The organism is Glaciihabitans arcticus, from assembly GCF_004310685.1.
Classification (GTDB): domain Bacteria; phylum Actinomycetota; class Actinomycetes; order Actinomycetales; family Microbacteriaceae; genus Conyzicola; species Conyzicola arctica.
Map to the genome: position 1 here is coordinate 132558 of NZ_SISG01000002.1, position 19360 is coordinate 151917.

16 protein-coding genes are annotated in these 19360 nt (G+C 66.0%); 5 read left to right on the plus strand and 11 right to left on the minus strand.

The window, feature by feature from the left end; all coding sequences use genetic code 11:
* Window positions 1-117: 117 nt before the first annotated feature.
* From chvE to mmsA, 8 genes are all read right to left on the minus strand, one after another.
* On the minus strand, window positions 118-1197 hold the full coding sequence (gene chvE / locus EYE40_RS14795; protein ID WP_420810072.1) for a multiple monosaccharide ABC transporter substrate-binding protein: 1080 nt from the start codon (window positions 1195-1197) through the stop codon (window positions 118-120).
* A gap of 155 nt (window positions 1198-1352) precedes the next feature.
* On the minus strand, window positions 1353-2861 hold the full coding sequence (gene araA / locus EYE40_RS14800) for an L-arabinose isomerase (protein WP_420810073.1): 1509 nt from the start codon (window positions 2859-2861) through the stop codon (window positions 1353-1355).
* A gap of 8 nt (window positions 2862-2869) precedes the next feature.
* The gene (locus EYE40_RS14805) at window positions 2870-3580 is read right to left on the minus strand and encodes an L-ribulose-5-phosphate 4-epimerase (protein ID WP_130983042.1); all 711 of its coding nucleotides are present in this window, start codon (window positions 3578-3580) and stop codon (window positions 2870-2872) included.
* Window positions 3577-5250 carry a ribulokinase gene (araB, locus tag EYE40_RS14810; RefSeq protein ID WP_204742281.1) on the minus strand — a complete coding sequence of 558 codons (1674 nt, stop codon included), beginning with the start codon at window positions 5248-5250 and terminating at the stop codon, window positions 3577-3579. The genes EYE40_RS14805 and araB overlap by 4 nt, the downstream gene beginning before the upstream one ends.
* 314 nt (window positions 5251-5564) lie before the next feature.
* The gene (locus EYE40_RS14815; protein ID WP_130983148.1) at window positions 5565-6575 is read right to left on the minus strand and encodes a LacI family DNA-binding transcriptional regulator; all 1011 of its coding nucleotides are present in this window, start codon (window positions 6573-6575) and stop codon (window positions 5565-5567) included.
* A gap of 164 nt (window positions 6576-6739) precedes the next feature.
* The gene (locus EYE40_RS14820) at window positions 6740-7834 is read right to left on the minus strand and encodes a substrate-binding domain-containing protein (RefSeq protein WP_130983044.1); all 1095 of its coding nucleotides are present in this window, start codon (window positions 7832-7834) and stop codon (window positions 6740-6742) included.
* A 67-nt stretch (window positions 7835-7901) separates the two neighbouring features.
* The gene (mmsB, locus tag EYE40_RS14825; RefSeq protein ID WP_130983045.1) at window positions 7902-9230 is read right to left on the minus strand and encodes a multiple monosaccharide ABC transporter permease; all 1329 of its coding nucleotides are present in this window, start codon (window positions 9228-9230) and stop codon (window positions 7902-7904) included.
* Complete coding sequence (gene mmsA, locus EYE40_RS14830) at window positions 9227-10750, minus strand: multiple monosaccharide ABC transporter ATP-binding protein (protein ID WP_130983046.1); 1524 nt, start codon at window positions 10748-10750, stop codon at window positions 9227-9229. The genes mmsB and mmsA overlap by 4 nt, the downstream gene beginning before the upstream one ends.
* 391 nt (window positions 10751-11141) lie before the next feature.
* On the opposite strand from mmsA, the gene EYE40_RS14835 reads away from it, so the two are divergent.
* From EYE40_RS14835 to EYE40_RS14855, 5 genes are read left to right on the plus strand one after another with little or no spacing between them, the layout of a single operon-like run.
* Complete coding sequence (locus EYE40_RS14835) at window positions 11142-12293, plus strand: ROK family transcriptional regulator (protein WP_338029036.1); 1152 nt, start codon at window positions 11142-11144, stop codon at window positions 12291-12293.
* Between the two features lie 41 nt (window positions 12294-12334).
* Window positions 12335-13393, plus strand: a complete 1059-nt coding sequence (locus tag EYE40_RS14840) for a sugar ABC transporter substrate-binding protein (RefSeq protein WP_130983048.1) — start codon at window positions 12335-12337, stop codon at window positions 13391-13393.
* Window positions 13394-13418: 25 nt separating this feature from the next.
* On the plus strand, window positions 13419-14228 hold the full coding sequence (locus tag EYE40_RS14845; protein WP_193554541.1) for an ATP-binding cassette domain-containing protein: 810 nt from the start codon (window positions 13419-13421) through the stop codon (window positions 14226-14228).
* Between the two features lie 38 nt (window positions 14229-14266).
* Complete coding sequence (locus tag EYE40_RS14850; RefSeq protein ID WP_420810074.1) at window positions 14267-15469, plus strand: sugar ABC transporter permease; 1203 nt, start codon at window positions 14267-14269, stop codon at window positions 15467-15469.
* Window positions 15470-15501: 32 nt separating this feature from the next.
* Window positions 15502-16050 carry a hypothetical protein gene (locus EYE40_RS14855; RefSeq protein ID WP_130983050.1) on the plus strand — a complete coding sequence of 183 codons (549 nt, stop codon included), beginning with the start codon at window positions 15502-15504 and terminating at the stop codon, window positions 16048-16050.
* Here the strand turns inward: EYE40_RS14855 and EYE40_RS14860 are convergent.
* From EYE40_RS14860 to EYE40_RS14870, 3 genes are all read right to left on the minus strand, one after another.
* The gene (locus tag EYE40_RS14860; RefSeq protein ID WP_130983051.1) at window positions 16047-16949 is read right to left on the minus strand and encodes a cyclase family protein; all 903 of its coding nucleotides are present in this window, start codon (window positions 16947-16949) and stop codon (window positions 16047-16049) included. The genes EYE40_RS14855 and EYE40_RS14860 overlap by 4 nt on opposite strands.
* 116 nt (window positions 16950-17065) lie before the next feature.
* A complete protein-coding gene (locus EYE40_RS14865) occupies window positions 17066-18037 on the minus strand; it encodes a hypothetical protein (RefSeq protein ID WP_130983052.1) in 972 nt (323 codons plus the stop codon).
* A gap of 160 nt (window positions 18038-18197) precedes the next feature.
* The gene (locus EYE40_RS14870; protein ID WP_130983053.1) at window positions 18198-19352 is read right to left on the minus strand and encodes a cystathionine gamma-synthase; all 1155 of its coding nucleotides are present in this window, start codon (window positions 19350-19352) and stop codon (window positions 18198-18200) included.
* Window positions 19353-19360 lie beyond the last annotated feature (8 nt).

Here is a 19360-nt window from a genome sequence, read left to right on the forward strand (position 1 = left end):
ACGTTCTGAGTAGCCACTGCCAGCCACTTCCTTACGTCGTTGTGGTGAACCCGGTGGTGGGGAGTCTAGGACTCCCCACCACCGGATGGTGGAACTGTTATTCGGTCGACGGCTGTGTTAGCCGTTGACCTCCTTTTCGGTCCAGTAACCGGTGTCGATCAGTTCCTTCTGGATGTTGTCCTTCAGCACGATGACCGGCTGGAGGAGGTACGAGGGAACGTCCTTGATCTCGTTGTTGTAGGTCGAGTCGTCGTTCGTCGCCACCTTTTCACCGTTGAGCGCTGCGATGGCCATGTCGCCGGCCACCTTCGCGAGCTCGCGGGTGTCCTTGAAGATGGTCGCATACTGCTCGCCGGTGTTGATCGCCTTGACCGAGTCGATCTCAGCGTCCTGGCCGGTGATGATGGGCCACTCGTCGCCGAGCGTGTAGTCACCGTCGGTCAGTGCCGAAATGATTCCTCGCGAGATGCCGTCGTAGGGCGAGAGGATTCCGTCGACCTTGTCGCCACCGGAGTAGTTCGCGGTGAGGAGGTCCTCCATGCGGCTCTGGGCCACTTCACCGTTCCAACGCTCGGTAGCTGCCTGCTCGATCTTGACCTGGCCGCTCTTGACGACGATGGTTCCGTTGTCGATGAAGGGCTTCAGCTCCTGCTGCGCTCCGTTGAAGAAGAAGAACGCGTTGTTGTCGTCGAGCGAACCTGCGAACATCTCGATGTTGAACGGTCCCTCGGGAGCGCCCTCGATGGCCTTGCCCTCGAGGTCGGTCAGTCCGAGACCGTTGAGGAGCGACCATGCCTGCTGCTGTCCGACGAGGAAGTTGTCGAACGTGGCGTAGTAGTCGACGTTCTCCGTGTTCATCAGCAGACGGTCGTAGGCGATGACCGGGATGTCCTGGCTCGCGGCGTCTTCGAGGATGTTGGTGAGCGTGGTGCCGTCGATCGATGCGACGATCAGGGCCTCTGCACCCTTGGTGATCATGTTCTCGATCTGGCTGACCTGGGTGGGGATGTCGTCTTCTGCGTACTGGAGGTCGACGGTGTAGCCCTGGTCTTCGAGGTGCTTCTTGAGGGCGTTGCCATCGGCGATCCAACGCTCGGAGGACTTGGTCGGCATGGCGACGCCGATGCGTCCCTTGTCGCCACCGGCGCTATCGCCGTCTCCGCCACCGCCGGCACAGGCCGCGAGGCCCAGAACCATTGCGCTTGCGGCGACAAGCGAGAGAAGTGCTTTCTTCTTCACTGTGTTTCCTTTCATAGATGGACATCATTGTCTGTTGGTGCTTACCCGGATTCGTCCATGAGGTCCGGGTCTCGTCCGAGGATCGAAAGGCGACCTCGGCAAGTATTGAGTTGTTACAGGCCCTGCGCCAATCGGTAGTAGGCGGCGTTGGACCGCACCTCGCCGGCGAACCCGCGGGATGTGGTGTTCTCGTCGATGACGAGAAGTTCGATGTCGGCGATGCGGGCGAAGTCCTCCCACGCCTCGATTCCGACCTGGGTGGTCATCACCGTGTGGTGAGCGGCCCCGGCGGTGAGCCAGGCCGTCGCGCTCGTGGAGAAGTCGGGGGCCGGCTTCCAGACCGCGCGACCGACGGGCAGCTTCGGCAGGCTCGCGGGAGGCTCGACGGTGGTGACGGCGTTCGCGACGAGACGGAAGCGCTCGCGCATGTCGCTGAGCGCGACGACCACGGCGGGTCCGGCGTCGGCGGTGAAGACCAGGCGCACCGGGTCTTCCCTGTCGCCGATGCCGAGCGGGTGGATCTCGAGGCTCGCCGTGCGGCTGGAGAGCGACGGGGCGACCTCGAGCATGTGGGCACCGAGAATCAGCTCGTCGCCGGGCGTCATGTCGTAGGTGTAGTCCTCCATGAGGGATGCGCCGCCGGGCAGACCGGAGCCCATGACCGCGGCAATATGCACGAGCACCGCCGTCTTCCAATCCCCCTCGCCGCCGAAGCCGTAGCCGTCGGCCATCAGGCGCTGAACGGCGAGGCCGGGCAGCTGGCGCAGTCCGCCGAGGTCTTCGAAGCTGTCGGTGAACGCGCCGAAGCCGCCCTCCTCGAGGAAGGATCGCAGCCCGATCTCGATTGCGGCGCCGTAGCGCAGCGACTCGTGGCGCGCGCCTCCGACCAGCAGTTCGGCGACGACGTCGTAGGTCTCGATGTACTCGGCGACAAGCGCGTCGATGTCGGCGGCGCTTGCCGCGTCCACGCGCTCGACGAGCTCATTGACGCCCCAGGTGTTGACGCTCACGCCGAGACGGATCTCCGCCTCGGTCTTGTCACCCTCGGTGACGGCGACGTTACGCATGTTGTCACCGAAGCGCGCGACCTTGAGCCCCTGCGAGGCCTTCCAGCCGGACGCAGCGCGCGACCAGGTGCCGATGCTCGCCGTGACGACGGGATTGCTCGCGTGCCCGACGACCGTCTTGCGCGGGATGCTCATGCGGCTGAGGATGTAGCCGTGCTCGCGGTCGCCGTGCGCCGCCTGGTTGAGGTTCATGAAGTCGAAGTCGATGTCCGCCCACGGCAGCTCGACGTTCGCCTGGGTGTGGAAGTGCAGCAGCGGCTTCGCGAGCGTATCGAACCCGTGGATCCACATCTTCGAGGGGCTGAAGGTGTGCATCCAGGTGATCACACCGACGACCGTGTCATCCGAATTCGCGTCGACCATGGCGCGGCGGATCGCCTCCGACGACTTCAGCACCGGCTTCCAGACGATCGTGACCGGGATGTCGCTGCTCGCGTTCAGCTGGTCGACGACGGCCTGCGACTGCTCGGCCACCTGGCGCAGGGTGTCCTCGCCGTAGAGGTCCTGGCTCCCGGTGAGGAACCAGACCTGGTTCTCGGCGAGGTTGGGCACGATCGAGCGGGTCACTTGGTCACTCCTGCAGGCTGCTGTCCGTAGACGTTCTGGTAACGGTCGAAGAGGGCGTCGATCGCGTCCTGCGGGATGGGGATGAGCGGCCCACCCTGCTTCGCGAGGTGCACGGTGCGCGCGACATCCTCGGTCATCACGGCCGCCTTGACGGCGTCCTTCGCGTCTTTGCCGATCGTGAAGACGCCGTGGTTCTGCATGAGCACGGCGCGCGAGCGGTGGCCCTCGAGGGTCGCGACAATACCGCGCCCGATCGAGTCGTCGCCGATGATCGCGAAGGGGCCGACCGGGATTGGCCCGCCGAACTCATCGGCCATCGCGGTGATCACGCACGGGATCTCCTCGCCGCGCGCGGCCCACGCCGTGGCGTAGGTGGAGTGCGTGTGCACCACTCCCCCGACCTCGGGCAGGTTGCGGTAGACGTAGGCGTGTGCGGCGGTGTCGCTCGACGGGCTGCGCTCCCAGCCCGGTGTGTTCGGGATGACGCTCCCCTCGAGGTCGCAGAGGATCATGTTCTCGGGCGCGAGGTCGTCGTAGCTCACGCCGCTCGGCTTGATGACGAACAGGTCGGCGCCGGGCACGCGCGCGGAGATGTTGCCGCCCGTCCAGACGACGAGTTCGTAGCGCACGAGTTCCTCGTGCAGGCGGGCGACCTCGTCGCGAGTGCGCGCGATGGCCACCTGGACCTCGGGGGTGAAGGCGTTCATGCGCGGGCCTCCCTCTTGATCGTCTTGAGGCGGTGCATCACGTCGTTGCCGCCCTGGCCGAAGTAGTCGTGCAGCAGGGTGTATTCCGCGTAGAGCGCGTCGTAGGCGTCGGCCGCAGCGCTGTTGGGTACATACACCGCGCGGTTCAACTTGCCCATGGCGCGGCCGGCGGCACGGACATCCTCGTATGCACCGGCTGCGACGGCGGCGTGGATGGCCGAACCGAGGGCCGGACCCTGCTCGCTCGCAATGGTCGAGATCGGCAGGCGAAGGATGTCGCTGTACACCTGCATGAGGAAGCTGTTCTTCAGCAGCCCGCCCGCGACGATGAACTCGGTCACGGGGACGCCGCTGGCATTGAACGTCTCCACGATGCGGCGGGCGCCGAACGCGGTGGCCTCAAACAGTGCACGGTAGATCTCTTCGGCGCGAGTCGTCAGGGTGGTTCCGAAGACCACACCGGAGAGGTTGGTGTCGACCAGCACGGAGCGGTTGCCGTTATGCCAGTCGAGGGCTACGAGCCCGTGCGCGCCGACCGGCTGGTCGCGCACGAGTTCAGTGAGGTGTTCGTGGATGCTGAGACCCGCGGCCTCCGCGACCTCGTGGTAGCGGGCTGGCACCTGATTCTTGACGTACCAGGCGAAGATGTCGCCCACGCCCGACTGGCCGGCCTCATAACCGTAGAGGCCCGAGATGATGCCGCCGTCGACGACGCCGCACATGCCCGGCACCTCGGCGAGCACGTCGGAGTTCATCACGTGGCAGGTCGACGTGCCCATGATCGCGACCATCTGGCCGGGCTCGACCGCCTGGGCGGCCGGCGCGGTGACGTGTGCGTCGACATTGCCGACCGCGACGGCGATGCCCTCGGGCAGTCCCGTCCAGGCTGCGGCCTCAGCGGTGAGCGTTCCGGCCGCGTCGCCGAGCTGGCCGATCTCGTGCGCGACCTTGTCGTCGGCGAAGCTCGCGAAGTCCGGGTTGAGCGCACCGAGGAAGTCGGTGCTCGGGTAGGCGCCGTCCTGCAGGATGCCCTTGTAGCCGGCCGTGCAGGCGTTGCGGACGTAGGTTCCGCTCAGCTGCCAGACGATCCAGTCGGCCGCCTCCACCCAGTGGTCCATGCGGTGATAGAGCTCCGGGTCCTCCTCGAGCAGCTGGAGTCCCTTCGCGAACTCCCACTCGCTGGAGATGAAGCCGCCGTAGCGCGGCAGCCAGGACTCGTCTCGAGATGTCGCGAGCTGGTTGATCCGGTCGGCCTGGCCCTGCGCGGCGTGGTGCTTCCACAGCTTGACGTAGGCGTGAGGGCGGTCGGCGAATTCAGGGAGTTCGCTCAGCGGCGTGCCATCCCGAAGCACAGGAAGCGGCGTCGAGGCGGTGAAGTCGGTGGCGATGCCGATCACGTCGGTCGGGTCGATGCCCGCGTTCTTCACTGCGGCCGGGACCGCGCTCTTGAGCACATCGACGTAGTCGGACGGCACCTGCAGCGCCCACTCGGGCGGGAGCGCGGCACCGGTCGCGGCGAGCACGGTGTCCATCACGGCGTGCGGGTAGTCGAGAGTTGCAGAGCCCAGCTCGGCACCGTCGGACACGCGCACGACGACGGCCCGACCGGAGAGGGTTCCGTAGTCGACACCGACAACGTACTGCTCGACGCTGCGGGTGATGGGGGCAATGCTCACGTGCTGACTCCGTTGTCTGGCTGTGCGGTGCTGCTGAAGATGTGTCGCGGATGTGACCGTTCACATTGGCGTTGCATCATGCTACATGCGAAACGGTCACATCTGTTAACCCTGCGGCCGGATTGGTGCGAAATCCGTGATGTTGAGCCGCATTCGACTGCTGCGGAACAGTCGCGTGGGGCGCCGACGGCGAAGTCCTGACTCGCATGTTTCGGCTGCCTCGGGCGGTGCCCTGGCAGCCGAAACGTTCGACTCGAGGATTCGGGCGCCGCGTCATCGCGAAGCCGCCGCGCGCGCGTGAGCCCGTCTCAGACGCGCGCCGTCGAGGCCCGCACGATGAGCTCGGGGGCGACGGGATCCCGGTCGACGGGCGCGATGCCCTGCAGTTCGGCGAGGAGCAGGCCGATCGCTTTGCGCCCGACCTCAGCGAAGTTCTGCCGCACCGTTGTGAGGGGCGGGAAGAAGTGCGCCGCCTCGGGGATGTCGTCGAAGCCGACGATGCTGATGTCACCGGGAACATCCAGCCCCATCTCGCGGCAGGCGTGGATGAAGCCGAGCGCCATCTGGTCGTTGCCGGCGAACACGGCCGTGAAGTCGCGATAGCGCAGCAGCTCGAGCCCCGCGTAGTAGCCGAACGAAGCGCTCCAGTCGCCGAGGATCGGCGCGCGCGTGCGCAGCTCCGCCACGTTGATCTCGTGCAGGAAGCCCTGCATACGCGCTTCGGCCTCGATCCAGTCCTGCGGACCGGAGATGTGCATGATCTCGGTGTGCCCCAGGTCGATGAGGTGCTTGGTTGCGAGCCGCGCGCCGCCGATCTGGTCGACGGAGAGGTTGTGGCCGGGGTTGCGCCCCGTGGTCTCGAGGGAGATGTACGGCACCCCGACGGATAACTCATTGATCACGTCGAACACGCGCACCTGGGGTGCGACGACGACGAGCGCCTCGACCGACTGGCTGAGCAGGTAGTCGATGCCGGCCTTGATCGAGGTGTAGTCGCTCGTGTTGATGTTGGTGATGCTGAGTCGGTAGCCCGCCTCTCGGGCAGACTGCTCGATCGAGTTGATCGCGGTGGTCGGACCGTAGAAGGCGTTGTTCTGCGCGGACAGCACCCCGATGGTGCGCGAGCGGCTCGTGACGAGGGCGCGCGCCGCCTGGTTGGGGCGGTAGTCGAGTTCCTTGATGACGTCGAGCACGCGCTGCCGCGTCGAGGGCTTGATGCTGGGGCTGTCATTCAGCACCCGGGAGACGGTCTGGTAGGAGACACCCGCGCCGGCAGCGACGTCGCGGATGTTCGGCGCGCGAACCTTCTCCGGCTCCATGGTCACTGGGGGTCCCCGACTCCGTTGGCGATGTGTACGGTCACATATCGCAACCCATTATGCCCGGATGACGCCGAACCGCCACGACCGTCCCGCTTAAGCCCGGGTACAAAAAAGACCGGCCGGCCCCCGAAGGGGCCGGCCGGCTCTAGTAAAGCCTCGAGCTACTTGGTGAGCGGCGAGAGCTTCGGGTCGTTCTTGTACGCGTCAGCCGCGTTCTCCTTGGTGACGATCACCGGGTCGAGCAGGAACGCGGGAACAACCTTGACACCGTTGTTGTACTCGTCGCTGTTCGTGGCGATCTCCTCGCCCTTCTGGAGGGTCTGAGCCATCTCGATGGCCTGGGCAACGAGGAGGCGGGTGTCCTTGTTGATGGTGGAGTACTGCTCGCCAGCCATGATCGACTTGACGGACTCAACCTCGGAGTCCTGACCGGTCACGACGGGAACGTCGCGGCCGTCGGACTTGACTGCCGTGATGATGGCGCGAGCGAGGGTGTCGTTCGGCGAGAGAACGCCGTCGAGGTCCTTGCCCGAGTAGCTGCCCTGCAGAAGAGTCTCTGCGCGGGACTGGGCGTTCTCCGGCTTCCAGCCGGCGGTAGCCGTCTGCTTGATGTCGGTCTGGCCCGAGACGACGACGAGGGTTCCGTCGTCGATCTTCGGCTGGAGGACCTTCATGGCGCCGTCGAAGAAGACGGGAGCGTTCGAGTCATCCGAGGAGCCCGAGAACAGCTCGATGTTGTAGGTCTTCTTGTCCGGGAACTTGGCTGCGAGTCCCTCGAGGAGGGCCTCACCCTGGAGCTCGCCGACCTTGAAGTTGTCGAACGCGACGTAGTAGTCGACGTTCTCGGTGTCAACGATGAGGCGGTCGTACGCGATGACGATGGCGCCGCTGTCCTTGGCAGCCTGGACCTGCGTGCCGAGCTGGCCGCCGTCCTTCGCGCCGATGATGATGACCTTGGCACCGTTGGTGACCATGGCCGAGATCTGGTCCTGCTGGTCCTTGACGGCGTTGCTGGCACCGGCGTACTGGACGTCGTACTCGAAGCCGGCTTCCTTGAGGCCGTCCTCGAAGAGGCCGCCCGCGAGAACCCAGTTCTCCGAGGTCTTGTCGGGCAGTGCGACGCCGATGAGGGAGTCTGCTGCGAATCCACCATCTCCGCCGGCTTCGGGAGCCTCTTCGCGTCCGCCGGCGCAACCGGAAAGCGCGAGTGCTGTGATCGCGGCCACTGTCGTGGTCGCGAGAAGGATCTTCTTCATTGGTGATCTCTTTCTCTTTTTGGTGTGCAATAGGGAATAGCTATTGCAGGTTCTTGGGGTGAGCCGCTTAGCCCGGGAGGGTGGGGTCGGGCTTCGTTGCATCCGGACGCACACTCTCGTTCGCGTCGGTGGAGACCGAGTCCTTGCCCTTGCCGCGACCGCGGGTGATGAGGTCGATGAGCGAGAAGCGGCCCTGGCTCTTGTTGTAGACGTCGATGGCGACGGCGACGAGCAGCACGAGGCCCTTGATCATCTGCACCTGGTCGGAGCCGATGCCCTTGAGCACGAGGCCGTTGTTGAGAACTGCCATGACGAGGCCACCGATGATCGAGCCGACCACGGTTCCGACACCACCGGCGACGGCCGCGCCACCGATGAAGACCGCGGCGATGGCGTCGAGCTCCCAGCCGGTGCCGTCGAACGGGCCGGAAGCCTGCGAACGGGCGACGAAGATCATGCCGGCGACCGCGGCGAGGATCGACATGTTCATCATGACGAGGAAGTCGACGCGCTTGGACTTGACGCCCGAGAGTGCCGCGGCATGACGGTTGCCACCGACCGCGTAGATGTGGCGGCCCAGGATGGTGTTTCTCGTGACGAACGAGTAGATCAGGATGAGCACACCGAGGATGACGCCCGACACGGGGAAGCTGGTGCCCTCGCGGTAACCGCCGAAGAGGGTTGCGGCGTAGAGAACGACGGCGACGAGGATGCCGACGCGCACGATGCTGACCCAGAGCGGCACGGGGTCGGAGCCCATCTTGCGACGGGTCACGCGACCGCGCCACTCGTTGTAGACGAGCACGGCCGAGATGATGATGCCGAGCAGGAGGGTGGAGTTGTTGTAGCCGGTGTCCGGACCCCACTCGGGGAGGTAGCCGCCACCGATGTAGACGAACTCCTTGGGAACGGGGATCGTGTCCGCGTCACCGATGAACTGGTTGGCACCGCGCCAGAGGAGCATGCCGGCCAGGGTCACGATAAAGGCTGGAACCCCGACGTAGGCGACCCAGAACCCCTGCCACGCGCCGATAGCGGCTCCGACGACGAGCCCGAGCACGATCGCCAGGTACCACGGGAAGCCCCAGTCGCGCATGGACATCGCGACGACGATGCCGACGAGGGCCGCGACGGATCCGACCGAGAGGTCGATGTGGCCCGCGATGATCACCATGACCATGCCGATCGCGAGGATCAGGATGTAGGAGTACTGCTGCACGATGTTGATGACGTTGCCCGGGGAGAGCGTCGTTCCGTTCGTCCACCACTGGAAGAAGAGGATGATGACGATCAGCGCGGCGAGGATGCCGAACTGCTTGAGGGATCCGCCGTTTCCGAAGATGTTCTTCAGGTCCCGGAACTGGAAACCGGTCTTGGTGCTGTCGGGTGCGCTCATGCGGCGGCCACTTTCTTCTTCGCTGAAGTCATGCTCTTCATCAGGGTTTCGGGGTCTGCGTCTGCGGCCTGGATCTCGCTTGTGATCTGGCCTTCGAAAATCGTGTAGATGCGGTCGGAGACACCGAGCAGCTCGGGAAGCTCCGACGAGATGATGATGACGCCCTTGCCCTGGGCCGCGAGGTCACGGATGATTCCGTAGATCTCCGACTTGGCGCCGACGTCGATGCCGCGGGTGGGCTCATCCAGGATCAGCAGGTCGGGGTCGGTGAACATCCACTTGGCGAGCACCACCTTCTGCTGGTTGCCACCGGAGAGCTTGTTCACACCCTCGTCGACCGTGGGGGTCTTGATGCGGAGGCTCTTGCGGTACTCCTCGGCGATCGTGTACTCGGCCGAGCCGTCGACGACGTCGGCCTTCGAGATCTTGGAGAGCTTGGCCGAGACGACGGAGCGCTTGATGTCGTCGAGCAGGTTGAGCCCGAGTGCCTTGCGGTCCTCGCTCACGTAGGCGAGACCGTTGTCGATCGCCTTGGTGACCGAGTTCAGGTTGATCTCCTTGCCGTCCTTGAAGGCCTGGCCGGAGAGGAACTTGCCGTAGGAGTGGCCGAAGATGCTCATCGCGAGCTCGGTGCGACCGGCGCCCATGAGTCCGGCGAATCCGACGACCTCGCCGCGACGCACGGTGAAGTTGGCGTGCTTGACGACCTTGCGCTCGGCGGAGATCGGGTGCTGCACGTTCCAGTCCTTGACCTCGAAGAACACTTCGCCGATGTGTGGATGACGATCCGGGAACCGGTTCTCGAGCGTGCGACCGACCATCCCGCGGATGATGCGGTCCTCGTCAACACCGTCGGCGACGACGTCGAGTGTCTCGACCGACTTGCCGTCGCGGATGATGGTGATCGAGTCGGCGACCGACTCGATCTCGTTGAGCTTGTGGGAGATCATGATCGACGCGATGCCGCGGCCCTTGAGCCCGCGGATCAGGTCGAGGAGGTGCTGCGACTCCTGCTCGTTGAGCGCGGCGGTCGGCTCGTCGAGGATGAGCAGCTTGACCTTCTTGTTGATCGCCTTGGCGATCTCGACGAGCTGCTGCTTGCCGACACCGATGTCCTTGATGAGCACGTCGGGGTCGTCGGTGAGGCCCACGCGCGCGAGCAGCTCGATGGCGGTCTTCTTGGCGGAGACCCAGTCGATGACGCCGCCACGGCCGGGCTCGTTGCCGAGGAAGATGTTCTCGGTGATCGAGAGCGTCGGGATGAGCGCGAGCTCCTGGTGGATGATGACGATGCCCGCGGCCTCGCTCGATCGGATGTCCTTGAACTTCACGACCGCGCCCTGGTAGACGATGTCACCCTCGTAGCTTCCGAAGGGGTAGACGCCCGACAGGACCTTCATGAGGGTCGACTTGCCCGCGCCGTTTTCACCGCAGATCGCGTGGATCTCACCGGCCTTCACCGTGAGGGAGACCTGGTCGAGGGCTTTGACGCCGGGGAACTCCTTGGTGATGGAGTTCATCTCGAGAATTGTTGGCCCTGTGTGCACCGCGTTATCCACAGCGTGACCTCCTCGTCAGTAAGAGCGTGTGACGCCGATGTTCGTAACTGCGTCGTATTGAAAGTTAGCCCTCGCAAGCCTTGCCGTCAAATGTTGAAGCCAAGACTTTCCGAATCCGTGGATATTGCTCCCAAACCGTTATTTTGCCGTCAAAGGATAAAGGCAAGGGCGGCGAGCGCGGCGAACCCCTGCGAACGCGGAAAGCCGGCGAACGTGCACCGTCATCCCGAGTCGATCGCTCGATCTGACGCCCGAAAGCCGGGTTGACGGCGTGTATCCTTCGTCTGTGGCAAGCCGTAGCCCAACGCCGGGTTCTCAGACTTCACTGCGCGAAGCCAACCGCGCACGAATTGTGGACTCACTCAAGCACCATGGGCATCTGACGCAAGTGGAGTTGGCCGGAGCCACAGGACTGTCTCCGGCGACCGTGTCGAACATCGTCAAGGAGCTCTCGGCATCGGGAGTCCTGCACACCACGGTCGCCTCGCGCAGCGGCCGCCGGGCCATCGAGGTCACCCTCGCCCGCCAGCTCGGGCTCGTCGCCGGCCTGCACTTCTCGGCCCGCTACCTGCGCATCGCGATCTCCGACATCGGCAAGACGGTCGTCGCCGAGAATCACGTTCCGCTCGCCCTCGAGCACCGTTACGACAGCGAGCTCAACCGCGCGGCCCTGCTGCTCAGCGACATGGTCGAGTCGGTCAACGGCACCCTCTCCGACATCCTCGCGGTCGGCGTCGCGCTGCCAGTGCCGGTCGACAAGAACTCGGGCATGATCTCGACGCCCGGCATCATGCGCGGTTGGGAGGGTGTGGATGTCGCGGAGGAACTCGCCGCCCGCATCCAGTGCCCCGTGTACGTCGACAACGAGGCCAACCTGGGCGGGCTCGCCGAGCTCCGCAGCGGCGCCGCGCGCGACTCGAGCGGTGCGGCGTTCATCCGCGTCGGGCACAGCATCAGCGCGGGGCTGCTCATCAACGGCCAGATCTTCCGAGGCACGACCGGCAAGGCGGGGCAGATCGGCCACGTCACGATCGACGAGAACGGCCCCATCTGCCGCTGCGGATCCCGCGGCTGCCTCGACACCCTCGCCGGCGGACCGGCCCTGCTCGAGCTGTTCCGCGGCGACCCCGGAATGCAGCGCCTGCGCGACCTGCTGCTGCGCGCCGAGAGTGGCGACGCGAGCGCACGGCGCGTCATTGCCGATGCCGGCCGTCACATCGGCATCGCCGCCGCGAGCCTCTGCAACCTCTTCGACCCCGAGACCCTCGTGATCGGCGGCGAGCTCGCCCTCGCCGGCGAGACACTCCTCGCCCCCATGCGCCACGCGCTCGAGCGCAGCGTGCTGGCCAGCTCCGACGGCAGCGTGCCCACGATCGTGCAGGGCGAACTCGGTGACCGGGCAGAGCTGCTCGGCTGCCTCGCCCTTGCCATTGATCACGTCGGCGTCGACGCTGATCTCCGTTTTCCGGCAATCGCGAACGCAGCCACCGGACTGCGGGCATGACAGGCAGCACACCCGAAGCATCCATCCCGAGAGGTCATTCAATGACGAGCAACCTCACCAGACTGTTCATCCTCGCGGGTGCCGCAACACTCGCGCTCACCGGCTGCACCGGCAAGCTCGGCGACCCCGGCGCGGGCTCCACGATCAAGGTGGCACTGCTGCTGCCCGAGTCGAAGACCGCGCGCTACGAGAGCTTCGACCGCCCGTTCTTCGAGCAGAAGCTCGAGTCTCTCGGCAACTACGAGGTGCTCTACTCGAACGCCGACCAGGATGCCGCAAAGCAGCAGACGCAGGCCGAGGCCGCCCTGGTCTCCGGCGTCGCCGTGCTGGTGCTCGACCCGGTCGACTCCGCGGCGAGCGCGAGCATCGTCACGGCGGCCAACGCGCAGGGGGTCCCCGTGATCGCGTACGACCGCTTCATCGAAGGCGGAAAGCTCGACTACTACGTCTCCTTTGACAACGAGAAGATCGGGCGCCTGCAGGGGGAGGCGATCGTGGCGAAGCTCGAGGAGGACGGCGCGACCGGCGGCATCCTGATGCTCAACGGATCCCCCACCGACGCCAATGCCGACGGGTTCAAGAGCGGCGCGCACTCCGAGATCGACGCGAGCGACTTTCCGGTACTCGCGGAGTTCGACACCCCCGACTGGAGCCCCGACAAAGCCCAGGAGTGGGTGGCCGGCCAGATCACCCAGTACGACGGGCAGTTCTCTGCGATCTACGCTGCCAACGACGGTACAGCAGGCGGGGCGATCGCAGCACTCAAGGCAGCGAACGTCTTCCCACTTCCCGTCGTCACCGGCCAGGACGCCGAAGTCTCGGCCCTGCAGCGCATCATCGCCGGCGACCAGTACGCAACCATCTACAAGGCCATGAAGCAGCAGGCCGAGTTCGCCGCGACGATCGCCGACCAGCTCGCGCGCGGCGAGACCGTCACGAGCGACCTCGAGGTCGAGGGAACCCCGACCATGCTGCTCGACGGCGTCATCGTCACTGTCGACAACATCATGGAGACGGTCATCGCCGACGGCATCTACACCGTGGATGAGATCTGCACCCCCGCCTACGTCGCCGACTGCACCGCCGCCGGCATCAAATAGACCCGGCACACGAGAGACTAGACAGATGACCCTGACGCCGGCCGCTTCGCGCGATCGCCACCACAGCGCCGAACACATCCTGTCCCTGCGCGGGATCGGCAAGCGCTTCGGTGCCGTGCGCGCGCTCAGCAACGTCGACATGGACGTGTATGCGGGTGAGGTCGTGGCGATCGTGGGCGACAACGGCGCGGGCAAGTCGACTCTCGTGAAGATCCTTGCGGGGGTTCATCCCCAGGACGGCGGCACTATCTCGTTCTACGGCGAGGAGCAGTCCCTTGCCAATCCGACGGATGCCCGCGACCTCGGTATCGCGACGGTATTCCAGGACCTTGCCCTCTCCGACAGCCTCGACGTGGTCAGCAACCTCTGGCTCGGCCGAGAACTCACGCGGGGCGGTGTGCTCGACGAGATCGAGATGGAGCAGCGCTCCTGGTCGCTGCTGCGTGAACTGAGCGCACGGGTGCCTTCGGTGCGCACCCCCGTCGCCTCCCTCTCCGGCGGCCAACGCCAGACCGTGGCGATCGCGCGATCGCTCATCGGTGAGCCGAGTGTGGTGATCCTCGACGAGCCGACCGCGGCACTCGGTATCGCGCAGACCGCCGAAGTGCTCAACCTGATCGAACGGCTGAGGGAGCGCGGGCTCGGCGTCATCCTGATCAGCCACAATCTCGCGGACGTGCTGGCTGTCGCCGACCGCATCGTTGTGCTGCGGCTCGGACGCAACAACGGCAATTTTCGGGTGGCTGATGTCACGAGCGAGCAGGTCATCGCGGCGATCACCGGCGCGACCGACCACGGCGCGCGCCGCCCCACCGCCTCAGAGGAGACCCGTTGAGCCCGAACACCGGCGACCCGTCGCTTTCGCGCGCCGCCCTGGATGACGATCTGCGCTACGGGTTCCGCAGCTCGGTTCGCTCCTTCGTCGAACGCGTGCGCACCGGCGACCTCGGCTCGCTGCCGGTCGTCGCGGGGCTCGTGATCATCTGGATCGTCTTCCAGCTGCTCAATCCGAACTTCCTCTCGAGCCGCAACCTCGTGAACCTCACGATGCAGTCCGCCGCCGTCGGCACCATCGCGATCGGCATCGTGCTCGTGCTGCTCATTGGCGAGATCGACCTCTCGGTCGGCTCGGTGAGCGGTCTCTCCGCCGCGATCCTCGCCGTGCTCTTCGTGCAGCACGGCTGGCCGCTCGGCATTGTGCTGCTCGTCTCGCTCGCCGCCGGCGCTGCGGTGGGCCTCGTCTACGGGCTGCTGTACACCCGGTTCGGGGTGCCGAGTTTCGTCATCACCCTCGCCGGGCTACTCGGGTTCCTGGGGCTGCAGCTGTGGGTGCTCGGTCGCGCGGGCTCGATCAACATTCCCGACACCAGCTGGATCGTGCAGTTCGGCACCCAGATGTTCCTGCCCGTGTGGCTGTCGTGGGTGGTCGTTGTCGCGGTCGTCGGCGTCTACGCGTGGCAGCTGATCTCCGAGTCGCGTCGCCGCACCGAGGCCGGTCTCGCCGCCATGTCGCGGGGCGTGATCGCGGTGCGCGTCGGCGGCCTCACCCTGGTTCTCGGTGCCGCCACCTTCTATCTCAACCTCTCCCGTGGCGTCGGTGTGATGTTCCTCTTCTTCCTCGCCCTCGTCACGGTCATGCACTTCGTGCTCACCCGCACCCGCTGGGGACGGGCCGTCTTCGCGGTCGGAGGGAGCGTGGAAGCGGCCCGTAGGGCCGGCATCCGGGTCAATCGCATCTACATCTCGGTGTTCATGCTGTGCTCGGTCTTCGCGGCGACGGGCGGCATTCTCGCTGCCGCCAGGCTCTCGGCCGCCAACCAGTCGAGCGGTGGCGCCGACACCAATCTCAACGCGATCGCGGCTGCCGTGATTGGCGGCACCTCCCTTTTTGGGGGCAGGGGATCGGCGTTTTCCGCCCTTTTGGGGGTACTCGTGGTGATGTCAATCTTCAACGGACTAGCGATACTTAATCTGGACTCGTCGATTCGGTTCATGATCACCGGTGCGGTACTCGTACTCGCGGTCATCATCGACTCGCTGTCCAGGCGTTCGCGTGCTGCGGCAGGCAGGGCGTAGAGCACCACCGCACAACTACTGGGGGAATCACCATGGTCAAAGGAGACCGCATTTTTCGGGCATCGCTCGTCGTACTGAGCATCGCGCTGGCCGCGACGTTGAGCGGCTGCGGCGAGGACACCGCGTCGGGCGAACGCATCGTCGACACCAAGGGTCCGACGCAGATCCTGCGCAACGACGCCGCATCCCGCGTCGACGAGTCGATGCTGCTGAGCGCCGACCGCAAGACCGACATCTCGGAGAGCTGCGGCCTCGAGGCCAAGGATCCCGACGGCCTGATGCGCTACTGGCACTCCGGCATCAACCTCAACCTCGACACGTCGTCGGCCGAGAGCGCGCAGAGCGAGGGCGAGAAGCTCGTCGCCTCGTACGTCTCCGAGGACTGGGAGGCCACCACCCAGTCGGGTAGCGACGGCAGCACCACCATCCTCGAGAACAAGGCCTCCGAGCAGGAGATCCGCGTCACCGTGACCAACGGCGGCAGCGGCGGACTCGGCGCCATGATCACCGTCGACGTGTACGGTCCCTGCGTGGAGACCGGCGGCCCCGACTCCGAAGAGATCAAGAACCTCGAGAGCTAGAGGCGCGCGTAGGCCCGCACGGGGAACGTGCCGAAGGCTTCCACCCGTGGCGGCACGGCGGAGAAGGTCGCGCCGCTGGGCGGGAGCTCACCCAGGTTCGTGAGGTGCTCGACGACGTGTACCCCTGCCGCCAGGAGGAGGGTGTGCGCGGGGCGGGCGCCCGCGGCATCCGGAGCGGTGTTATCGATGTTCACCGAGTCGATGCCGACCATCGTCACGCCCTGCTCGACCAGGTAGCGCGCGCCCGCCTCCGTCAGGTAGGGAGCGTTGCTGCCGTACTCGGGGGTGCCGAATTGCGCATCCCAGCCGGTGTGGATGAGTACGGCTTTATTCGCGAGGTCGCGGTCCCAGAAGATCGGCGCGTCGATGCCGCGAGTGGTGCTGTCGTGCACGTGGAAGACCTCGGCCGGCTGGTCGACGAGCGTCTCGAGGGTCAGCCCGGCCAGGTCGGTGCCGCCCTCGTAGCGGTGGAAAGGGCTGTCGAGGTAGGTTCCCGTGTTGCCGATCATCGTGATGATGTCCATGGCGAACTCGGTGCCCGGCGCGTAGCTGGCCTTCGACGCCTCGCGGGTGAGGTGTGGGGTGATCACGGGCGCGGGCAGACCTGGATAGGTGACCAGGCCGTCGCGGATCACGTGGCTGAGTTCGACGAACCGTCCTGTTCTTGTTCGGGGTCCCGCGACGCCGCGGCTGCCGCGGTGCTGCTCCTCGACGATAGCCAGGTTGCTGAGCGTGACCTCCTTGACGAGTGCCAGGCCGAGGTGCTTGACGAAGAGCTGCGCGACATCCGCACCGCGGTTGGGCAGGTCCAGGCGGAAGCCGGTCGCGGTCAGCCCTCCCCCGTTGTTGAACTCGACGGTGGCATCGAAGTGGGCGCGGAGGTCGGTGCTGGGGCTCATGCCCTCAGTCTGCCAGCGGCGGGATGACGTGGGCCGGAGCGGGGCCGCCACGCTGGCGCGAGTTTCCGCCAGTGTTGCTGCGGTGTCGCCCGGTCTGCTGACGCGCGCCCGGGTCACTACCCGGGCGGCCGGCTCGTGACCGGGCGGCGAGCGCGCGGCACACCGGCGCTTCGCAAGAGGGCGTCGAGCGTAACGGGCCTCAGCGCCTCCTGCCACACGATGCGCACGAAACCCCTGCCCGTCTCGGCGCGAATCGCGTCCTCGCGCGCTTTCTCGGCCATCACTACTTCCTCGATCGAGCGTCCCTTGAGATACGCGTCGCGCGTGTACTTGACCTTGCCGTCGAACTCGCCGAAAAGCGCGCAGCTCTCCCACCCGAAGTCGATCTCGAAGTCCCCCAGCCGCGTACGCACCGGAACCTGCAACCGCGGCAGTTCGAAGCCCAGCTCCCATGCTCGGACCCGGGTCAATGATTCACCGGGACTAGCGGATCGCCCGTCGCTGAAGTCGACGCAGGCCCGCCCTCTCCGCCTACCTGCCTGCAGGCGAGCCCGCGTCAATTCGGCGTACAGGTCCGCCCGGGTGATGTCGCCCCGATGGATAGCGGCATCCATCATGGTCACTCCGACGAGCATCGATGTAGTGGCGGCGACGTCCACGAGTGTCCGTGCCAGCGTTGTGACGCGCACCCCGTGTATCGCTGTTTCGTTGGATGCGACACGGGCGGTGTGCCTGGCGATTCCAGCGCTCGAGCTGCCTCCAGCAGCACCGATCACGGTTAAGTGAACACGATCCGGCCACGGCCCGATGAGTGGCAGACCGTGCAGAGCCGCCGCCGAGAGGTGTGACACCACAGCGTCGCGAGGTTCGAGCGCCGCCGCACCGCGCGTTCTGAGCGCATGCAGTTCGCGGGGCCAGAAGGGTCGATCGTTCGGCGGCTTCGCGTAGATGCCTCGCATCACCCGCACGATCGAACCCTCGGCAAGAGCTCGGCGCACGTCTCGTCCGTTCAGGCCGAGCTCGGCAAGGTGCGCCGCGAAGATGAGTCCGTCGCCGCGGGAGGCTGCGATATCGATGAGCTGCTGCATCCCGGAATCGTCGCGGATGTGACGCCGACGCGATGCCGAGGACGGAGAGATTGTTCAGTCGCGCACGCTTGTGGAGGTCGTGGAGGAGTGGCAGCCCGGGTAAGAGACGCTCGCCCGGGTAACAACTCGGGCGAGCGCTAGCAGGCCGGGCGGCGCGGGCCTACAAGCGGGCGAGGGCCCCGAGCACGTCGGCCTCGAGGTCGGCGAGGTCTTCGATGCCGACGGAGAGGCGCACCACGTCATCCGGCACTTCGAGAACCGTGCCGCGAACCGAGGCGTGCGTCATCTCCGACGGGTAGCCGATGAGCGACTCGACGCCACCCAGCGACTCCGCGAGCTGAAACAGCTCCGTCGACTCGGCGAACTTGCGGGCGGCGACCGCTCCACCGGCGAGCGAGACCGACAGCATGCCGCCGAAGCTCTTCATCTGGCGCGCGGCGATCTCGTGGCCGGGGTGGTCGGCGAGGCCCGGGTAGTAGACGCGGTTGATTGCGGGATGACCGACCAGCGCCTCGGCGATGGCCTGCGCGTTGGAGGAGTGTCGATCCATGCGCACTGCCAGGGTCTTGATGCCGCGCACGGTGAGCCACGCGTCGAACGGGCCGGAGACTGCACCGACGCCGAACTGCAGGAAGCCGACCTTGGCCGCGAGCTCGTCGTCCTTCACAATGACGGCACCGCCCACGACGTCGGAGTGACCGCCGAGGTACTTGGTGGTGGAGTGCACAACGACGTCCGCACCGAGCGAGAGCGGCTGCTGCAAGTACGGGGACGCGAAGGTGTTGTCGACGACGACGGTGATGCCGAAATCATGGCCGAGAGCGGCCAGCTCGGCGATGTCGGTGATCTTCATGAGCGGGTTCGACGGCGTCTCGATCCAGAGCACCTTCGTGACACCGGGGCGGATGGTGGCGCGCACCTGGTCGATGTCGCTCAGTTCGACGGTCGACAGCGAGACGCCCCACGGGATGAAGACCCGCGACACGAGGCGATGCGTTCCGCCGTACACGTCGTTGCCCATGACCACATGGTCACCGGGCGCGAGCAGCGCGCGCAGCAGGGTGTCCTCTGCGGCCAGACCGGAAGCGAAGCTGAACGCCTTGCTGCCGCCCTCGAGCGAGGCGAGCAGATCCTGCAGCGAGTCGCGCGTGGGGTTGCCGCCGCGGGCGTACTCGTAGCCGCCGCGGAATCCGCCGATGCCGTCCTGCACGAAGGTGGACGTCAGGTAGACGGGCGGCACAACGGCACCGGTGGTCGGGTCGAAGCCCTGTCCGGCCGTGATCGCGCGCGTGCTGAAGCCGAGGTTGTCGCTCAAGGTAAGTC